At 64.9% G+C, this 328-nt stretch carries 1 protein-coding gene; it reads left to right on the top strand.

Annotation, left to right across the window (positions count from 1 at the left end):
- On the top strand, nucleotides 1-328 hold a 328-nt coding region (locus RCF13_RS06890), incomplete at both ends, for a hypothetical protein (protein WP_308141006.1).

Below are 328 nucleotides of genomic sequence, written 5' to 3' on the forward strand. Positions count from 1 at the left end.
GGTATCGACAGCACTGGCGCGTTCATCCAGCAGAACGGCCTGCTGTACCTGCAAGGGCACCCGCTTGTCCACGCCGCCAATACCGCCGCCGTCGCGGACAAGCTCAAGTCCATGGGCGATGACTCGCTGCGGACCCGCCCCGTCTCCTTCGCTCAGCCCGACTGGGAAACGCGCCACTTCCGCATGGCATCGCTGCAACTGCGCAACGCGCGCCTCCATCTCGGCCGCAACGCCGCGCTCGCCACCGATATCCTCGCCGATAATTCCATCGTCACCCTGGGCAGCGCCTCTGTCTTCATCGACCTGAACGACGGCACGGCCATCAATA

The organism is Stenotrophomonas maltophilia group sp. RNC7, assembly GCF_030910085.1.
GTDB classification, from domain to species: Bacteria; Pseudomonadota; Gammaproteobacteria; order Xanthomonadales; family Xanthomonadaceae; genus Stenotrophomonas; species Stenotrophomonas sepilia.